The organism is Cryomorphaceae bacterium (assembly GCA_007695365.1).
Taxonomy (GTDB): domain Bacteria; phylum Bacteroidota; class Bacteroidia; order Flavobacteriales_D; family SKUL01; genus SKUL01.
The window spans coordinates 26,157-32,832 of the sequence record REDV01000075.1 but is presented as its reverse complement, the minus strand read 5'-3'; the positions used below and the strand labels follow the sequence as shown (position 1 = coordinate 32,832).

Below are 6,676 nucleotides of genomic sequence, written 5' to 3'. Positions count from 1 at the left end.
CACTCATGTTTTGAATTTACGAATTTTTGGTTTCGGCACACAAGCACCGCTGCGCCATTGCATGCGCGAGAGTGGGGGCTTGAGCCAATGAGATGATTTGGTGATGAGATGATTAGATAATGAGATAATTAGATAATGAAGCTAAGACGGGTGATTGTAAACAAAGGCTCTGAAGGGGTCTCCAAAAGCAGGCGGGGACGCCTTGGAAACTACCGCGTAGCGAGACGCTACGCTGAACAGGCTTCAGCCAAAGAGATGATGTGGTGATGAGACATTGAAGCCATGCATGGTGATTGCACACCAGGTGCTCCGAAACCGTCACAAAAAAAGCCGCTCTTTTCAGAACGGCTTTGAGAAATGTCAAAAACGAGCGCTTTTAGATGTTGTGCTCACCGAGCAGCACCACCGGGTTTTCGATATAGGTGCGGAAGGTCTGCAAAAAAGCCGAACCCACGGCACCGTCCACAATGCGGTGATCGCAAGAGAGGGTCACTTTCATGGTTTTACCCGGCACCACCTGTCCGTTTTTCACCACGGGCTTATCAACGATGGCTCCTACAGCCATAATACAGGCATCAGGTGGGTTGATAATGGCAGTGAACTCGTCAATTCCAAACATACCGAGGTTGGAGATGGTAAAGGTATTGCCTTCCCAATCCTGCGGTTGAAGTTTCTTGTTGCGGGCCTTTACGGCAAAGTCGCGCACCTCATCGCCAATCTGGGTCAGGGTTTTGCCATCGGCAAATCGCACTACAGGCACCAGCAGTCCTTCGTCCACTGCCACAGCCACACCTACGTGAATGTGCTTGTTGAAGCGCATATAGTCGCCGTGCCACGATGCATTTACCTGCGGGTGCTTTCTGAGCGCCATGGCCGCAGCTTTCACCACCAGGTCGTTGAATGAAATTTTGGCCGGCTTGATAGCTGCGTTGATTGACTCGCGCGCCGCAACGGCGGGCTCCATGTCCATCTCAATGGTGAGGTAAAAATGGGGGGCCTCAAACTTGCTCTCCGACAATCGGCGGGCAATGGTTTTGCGCATTTGCGAAACTTCGCGGTCTTCATACGATTCAATACCTGCAAAAGCGGCCCCACGGTAGTTCTCAATGTCGCGCTTTACAATACGTCCTCCTTCGCCGGTTCCGCGCAGTACGTTCATGTTGATTCCGCGGTCTTCGGCCAGTTTGCGCGCCAGCGGAGATGCTTTTACGCGATCAGCGCCGTTGTCTGAGAGTATGGATGCCGCCGCAGGACGAGCAGAATCTTTCGTTTTTTCAGCAACAGGTGCCGCTGATTTCTCAGGAGCGGCTTTCGCAGCTTCTTTTTTGGGTTCTTCTTTGGCGGGCTCTGCTTTCTTCTCTTCTTTGGGTTCCTCCTTTGCCGCGCTTTCTTTTTCCTCTTTGAGGATTTTCTCCACGTCTTCGCCTTTCTCTCCTAAAATGGCGAGAATGGAATCCACGGGTGCCGATTTTCCTTTGTCCACACCAATGTGCAGCAACACACCATCCTGAAAGGATTCAAACTCCATGGTGGCTTTGTCGGTTTCAATCTCCGCGAGCAGCTCACCCGACTTTACTTCATCTCCTACTTTCTTATGCCACTCGGCCACCACTCCTTCGGTCATGGTGTCGCTCAATTTGGGCATTCGTACAATTTCCGCCATGTTATTGCGTGGTGTTTTTAGTCGTTCACAAATGGGTAATCTTCCTGCAGGTACACGTCTTTGTAGAGCTCTTCGGCCGGTGGAAACGGTGATTCTTCAGCAAATTTCACAGCTTCATCTACCTGCTCTTTCACCTTTTTGCGAATGGCTTCAATTTGCTTTTCGCTCAGGTATTTATTTTCATTGATGGTTTTCAGCACCTGCTCAATGGGGTCCTGCGCTTTGTATTCGGCAACTTCCTCTTTGGTGCGGTAATGCTGAGGGTCGCTCATGGAGTGCCCTTTGTAACGATAGGTTTTCACATCGAGCAGCGTAGGTCCATCGCCTTTTCGAGCGCGTTCTGCGGCTTCGGCAAAGCCGTGGTGCACATCTTCGCAGCGCATACCATTAACGGGCATGGAGGGCATATCGTACGAAAGGCCGATTTTGTGCAATTCGTGTACATTGGAAGTGCGTTCCACCGAGGTTCCCATGGCGTAGTTGTTGTTTTCAATCACGAAGACCACAGGCAATTTCCAGGTCATGGCCATGTTGAAAGTCTCGTGCAAAGCACCCTGACGCACGGCTCCGTCGCCCATAAAGCAGTAGGTTACATTTTTGGTGCCTTTGTACTGCTCTGCAAGTGCGATACCCGCTCCGAGGGGAATCTGGCCTCCTACAATTCCGTGGCCGCCAAAAAGCCGGCGAGAAACATCGAACATGTGCATCGAACCACCTTTACCTTTTGAAAGTCCGGTTTGCTTTCCGTACAACTCGGCCATTACGAGGTTTGGATCGGTACCGAGGGCCAGAGGATGAGCGTGGTCGCGGTAGGCCGTAATCACGTTATCGTCTTTTTTCATGGCAGAAACCATACCGGCAAGAATGGCTTCCTGACCAATGTACAGGTGACAAAAGCCTCCAAATTTTTGCTGAATGTAAAGGGCGGAACAACGCTCTTCAAAAACGCGCATCAGGAGCATGCTCTCGAACCAGTTTACGTATGTTTCTTTACTGAACTCGTTGGAGTTAGCTGCTTTTTTCTTTTTGTTACTTGCAGTTTTGGTTGACATATTTCGGGTCGTCAAAAGGGTTTCGGGGTACAAATATAGGCCTATCGGGCAAAAAGCTGCCTCGATTAGTCCTTTTTAAGGAAGTTACCGCGGAATTGCAGCGGGAGCAACGCGGCAGCCGATCCGGTGCGGTACACCTCCCCTTTTCCACCTTGAAAAACAACAGGATATGGGCCGGGTTGATTTAATTCATATTCGCTCATCACCTGGCGGCAACCCCCGCAGGGTGAAACCGGGTGAGAGACGGGCATATCCTTTCCGTCGGCAAAAATGGCAAGCGCAACAATAGGAACAGAGGGAAAGCGGGCTTTAGCAGCGAAAAGGGCAACGCGTTCGGCGCAAAGTCCAGACGGGTAAGCTCCGTTTTCCTGGTTGCTTCCGGTAATGGTTTCGCCATTCTCCAGGAGTACCGCCGCTCCAACATGAAAGCGGGAGTATGGTGCATAAGCTCGCCCTGAGGCCTCGTCAGCCATATCCAGCAATTGTTTTTGAACCCCTGGCAGGGCATCCCTGTCGGGAAAAACCTCAACTTTAATCTCGATGGTTTGCGCTTTCATTAGGTGGGCCAAATTACGAATTTCCATTTCCGAAGTGGTTTGCTGATAACACGATGTTCTCAATTTCGTAACATGATTGCGGAATAATTCTAATTTTGCAGGCTTACCTGCATGAACATTGAAACCCTTATAGCCGGATTTCAGCCGATTTCGCTTGCTGAAATGGATGCTGTGCGCCTGATGCAGCGCACGGACACCAAGTACCTGTTTGCGCGCTCACTGATTGCTGAAGTTATTGAGGGTATTGCCGGTGAGTACCGCGTGCTGGAGGTGAATGGCGTGCGCTGTAACCGATACCGGACATTATATCTCGATACCCCCGAAAGGTCATTTTACATTCAACATCAAAACGGTAAACGCAACCGAAGCAAGGTGAGATTCCGAAAGTATGTGGACAGCGACCTTTGTTTTTTGGAAGTTAAGAGAAAAACCAATAAAGACGAAACCATCAAGCAGCGAATTGTTGTGGACGACTTTCGTGAAGAGCTAAGTAAAGAACAGCAGGAGTTTGTGCTGAATCATGCAGGAGTGCATGAACATTTATTACCTCGTTTGTGGAACTCTTTCAAGCGCATTACCTTCGTAAACAATGAGCGAAAAGAGCGCCTTACCATTGATTTCGACCTCGAATTTTCGTTTGGCGACCAACGTTTGGAGTTACACGACGTCGTGATAGCCGAGCTGAAACAAGAGCGTATGGATCGACTGAGCCCTTTTGCCGAGGCCGCCAAAAAATTGAAGATACGCCCCACCCGGCTCAGCAAGTACTGTGTTGGCTCCGCCATGTTAAACAAGCACCTGAAAGCCAATAATTTCAAACCAAAGATTAGAACCATCAAAAAATTGAGTAATGACCTGGTTGCATGACTTTTTGCTGAATTTTCAGTCCGCGGGCTTTAGTCCGGCTGTTCAATCGGGTGTTGAATGGTTTGGAAGAGGAAGCTCCGGTGCTTTGGAGTTTATGGGCACACCCATATTTGAGGCCAATAGCTTTGTTCGCACAATTACGCGCTTTGCTTTTAACCTGATCGCGGTGCTTATTATGGTGAGGATGATTTACTATCCCATCACTAAACGCAAAGACTATTTGTTTACCTACGTGCTGATCAGCGTAAGTATCTTCTTCTTGTGCTCGCTGCTCGAGAACGTGAAGCTTGAACTGGGTTTTGCACTGGGTCTGTTTGCCATCTTCGGCATAATCCGATACCGTACGGATACCATCCCGATTAAGGAAATGACCTACCTATTCCTTGTGATTGGGGTTTCCGTGATGAACGCCCTGGCCAACGAAAAAGTAAGTCTCACCGAGTTGGTTGTTACCAATGGTGCCATCATCATTGTGGCCTATGCCCTGGAGCGTGTTTTCCTTCTTAAACACGAAACCACCAAGAAAATTACCTATGAGCGTATTGACCTTATACTGCCTGAAAAGTATGAAGACCTGATGGCCGACCTGAAAGTACGAACAGGTCTTAATATCAACCGTGTGGAGATAGGAAACATTGATTTTCTTCGCGATACAGCCAATATCCGCATTTACTACTACGAAGACGAGCAAACGCACTCTTACGAGGACCGCGACTCAAGAGTTGACTAAATTGATGTAGAAATCAGTGGTTGGATTGAAGCAGCACCACTGCTTGCGCAAACACTCCTTCTTCCCTGCCTACGTAGCCCAGCTTTTCACTGGTGGTGGCTTTGATGCTTACATCTGAGCTCTCAATGCCGCATATTTCGGCAATGGCTTGTTGCATCCCGGGGATATGAGGGTTCACCTTGGGGGCTTCCAGGCAAACGGTTGAGTCAATGTTACCTACTTCAAAGTCCTTGCTGCGCATCAGCTCAATCACTTCCCGCAACAATTCCTTGCTGTCGATACCTGCGTATTTAGGGTCGGTATTGGGAAAGTGGTAACCGATATCTCGCAGGCTGAGTGCACCCAGAATTGCATCGCAAATAGCGTGAAGCAGCACATCCGCGTCGGAGTGGCCATAAGCACCTTTGTGATGTTCGAGTTGTACACCGCCTATCCAAAAAGGGTGACCCTCGCGTAGTTCATGCACGTCATAACCAAATCCTACCCGAATCTTCATTCTTAGTCGGGTGCGATTTCACGAGTACGTCCAGCGTTCTTGAGGTCATCAAAACGCAAACGGAGGCTAAAGCGAAGGGTGTTGGCCAAGGGGTTGATTCTGTTTACCGCTGCGATGTAGCTGAAGTCTATGGCAAACATGGAGAAAGCCACCCCTACGCCGGCGGTGATGAACTTGCGGTTTCCTTTGGTAGCGTGCTCGTGGAAGTACCCTGCGCGCACAAAAAACTGGTCGGCGTAAGAGTATTCAAGACCTCCTCCAATGGTGATTTCGCGCAATTCTTCGCGAAAAACTGTTCCAGGACGGATTTGAACCGTGCCGTCTTCGTTAAAAACGGGGTTTCCATCGTCATCACGAACCGGGTCACCGGGTGCATCATAAAATGATTGGATGATTCCTGTGGCTACCCCTACATCAGGATCGAGACCGGCAGCAACCTCTCCTGTTTGCGGATTGTAAAGAGGAGGAGACGGTACCAGTAATTTGTTGAAATCCACGGCAGCCGTAAACTTATTGTATCGGTCAATTTCGACGGTAAAGGCCGGACCTAAACGCAGGTTAATCGGAATGAAATCTCTGTCGGCCGTGTTGGTGTAGGCCATTTTATTACCAATGTTGCTTATTACGGCACCCATGGCAAAAGTAGCGGGCATATCACCCACGCGGATATCATCATTCATATAGAACACAGATACATCCACCGCAAATGCCTGTCCTGCACGAGAATCAGCACCACCTACCATCACGCCGCCGGTGAGGTTTGAGTTGATGTAGCGCGCAGTAATACCTCCGGAAAAGCGGTCGGAGAGCAGCAGCGAGTACGAAACATCAAAAGCAAACTCATTGGGCTTAAAATCGCGGATTTCCTGCCCAACATCATTGGTAAACTGAATGTTACCCAGGTTAAAATATCTAAGAGACACACCCAAAGCCGAGCGCTTATCGAGTTTTTTATAACCCGCCAGATAGGCCATGTGCATGTCGTTTACCAGGTTTCTCAACCACGGGCTGTACGACAGTGAAACCTCCATGTCTTTCTCGGCAAATGCAAGCTTGGAGGCATTCCAGTGCTGGCTGTTGGCATCAGGTGATAGTCCGGCACCGGCATCTCCCATAGCGCCTGAGCGAGAATCGGGGGCAATGGTAAGAAAGGGAACTGCCGTGGTAATCACGTTCGGATTACTGCAGTCGTTGCGCCCGGTAATAGCATTGGTACTAACTCCCGAGCAAATATCCTGTTGCGCATAGGCGCCTAAGCTTAGGCCTACAAGCGATGTCAGGACTACAAATTGTCGCATCATCGTGGTCATT

7 protein-coding genes are annotated in these 6,676 nt (G+C 49.5%); 2 read left to right on the top strand and 5 right to left on the bottom strand.

What is annotated here, in order from left to right; all coding sequences use genetic code 11:
* Nucleotides 1-376: 376 nt before the first annotated feature.
* The 3 genes from EA392_06130 to EA392_06120 all read right to left on the bottom strand — a co-directional run bounded on the left by EA392_06130 (nt 377) and on the right by EA392_06120 (nt 3,299).
* Nucleotides 377-1,663, bottom strand: coding sequence for a 2-oxo acid dehydrogenase subunit E2 (locus EA392_06130; GenBank protein ID TVR39586.1), 1,287 nt, complete (start codon nt 1,661-1,663; stop codon nt 377-379).
* A gap of 17 nt (nt 1,664-1,680) precedes the next feature.
* Entirely contained in the window at nt 1,681-2,715 is a 1,035-nt protein-coding gene (gene pdhA, locus EA392_06125; protein TVR39585.1) for a pyruvate dehydrogenase (acetyl-transferring) E1 component subunit alpha, read from the bottom strand.
* A 65-nt stretch (nt 2,716-2,780) separates the two neighbouring features.
* Complete coding sequence (locus EA392_06120; GenBank protein ID TVR39584.1) at nt 2,781-3,299, bottom strand: cytidine deaminase; 519 nt, start codon at nt 3,297-3,299, stop codon at nt 2,781-2,783.
* A gap of 84 nt (nt 3,300-3,383) precedes the next feature.
* On the opposite strand from EA392_06120, the gene EA392_06115 reads away from it, so the two are divergent.
* Together EA392_06115 and EA392_06110 are read left to right on the top strand one after the other, a co-directional pair.
* Complete coding sequence (locus EA392_06115) at nt 3,384-4,139, top strand: polyphosphate polymerase domain-containing protein (GenBank protein TVR39583.1); 756 nt, start codon at nt 3,384-3,386, stop codon at nt 4,137-4,139.
* 85 nt (nt 4,140-4,224) lie between these two features.
* A complete protein-coding gene (locus EA392_06110) occupies nt 4,225-4,869 on the top strand; it encodes a DUF4956 domain-containing protein (GenBank protein TVR39589.1) in 645 nt (214 codons plus the stop codon).
* Nucleotides 4,870-4,882: 13 nt separating this feature from the next.
* Here EA392_06110 and EA392_06105 read toward each other — a convergent pair whose 3' ends face one another.
* Together EA392_06105 and EA392_06100 are read right to left on the bottom strand one after the other, a co-directional pair.
* The gene (locus EA392_06105; GenBank protein ID TVR39582.1) at nt 4,883-5,365 is read right to left on the bottom strand and encodes a 2-C-methyl-D-erythritol 2,4-cyclodiphosphate synthase; all 483 of its coding nucleotides are present in this window, start codon (nt 5,363-5,365) and stop codon (nt 4,883-4,885) included.
* 2 nt (nt 5,366-5,367) lie between these two features.
* A complete protein-coding gene (locus tag EA392_06100; protein TVR39581.1) occupies nt 5,368-6,675 on the bottom strand; it encodes a hypothetical protein in 1,308 nt (435 codons plus the stop codon).
* Nucleotide 6,676 lies beyond the last annotated feature (1 nt).

Bases quoted from the DNA above. Each gene is read 5' to 3' on its own strand.
- EA392_06130 (TVR39586.1), bottom strand. From the start codon at position 1,663: ATGGCGGAAATTGTACGAATGCCCAAATTGAGCGACACCATGACCGAA.
- pdhA (TVR39585.1), bottom strand. From the start codon at position 2,715: ATGTCAACCAAAACTGCAAGTAACAAAAAGAAAAAAGCAGCTAACTCC.
- EA392_06120 (TVR39584.1), bottom strand. From the start codon at position 3,299: ATGGAAATTCGTAATTTGGCCCACCTAATGAAAGCGCAAACCATCGAG.
- EA392_06115 (TVR39583.1), top strand. From the start codon at position 3,384: ATGAACATTGAAACCCTTATAGCCGGATTTCAGCCGATTTCGCTTGCT.
- EA392_06105 (TVR39582.1), bottom strand. From the start codon at position 5,365: ATGAAGATTCGGGTAGGATTTGGTTATGACGTGCATGAACTACGCGAG.
- EA392_06100 (TVR39581.1), bottom strand. From the start codon at position 6,675: ATGACCACGATGATGCGACAATTTGTAGTCCTGACATCGCTTGTAGGC.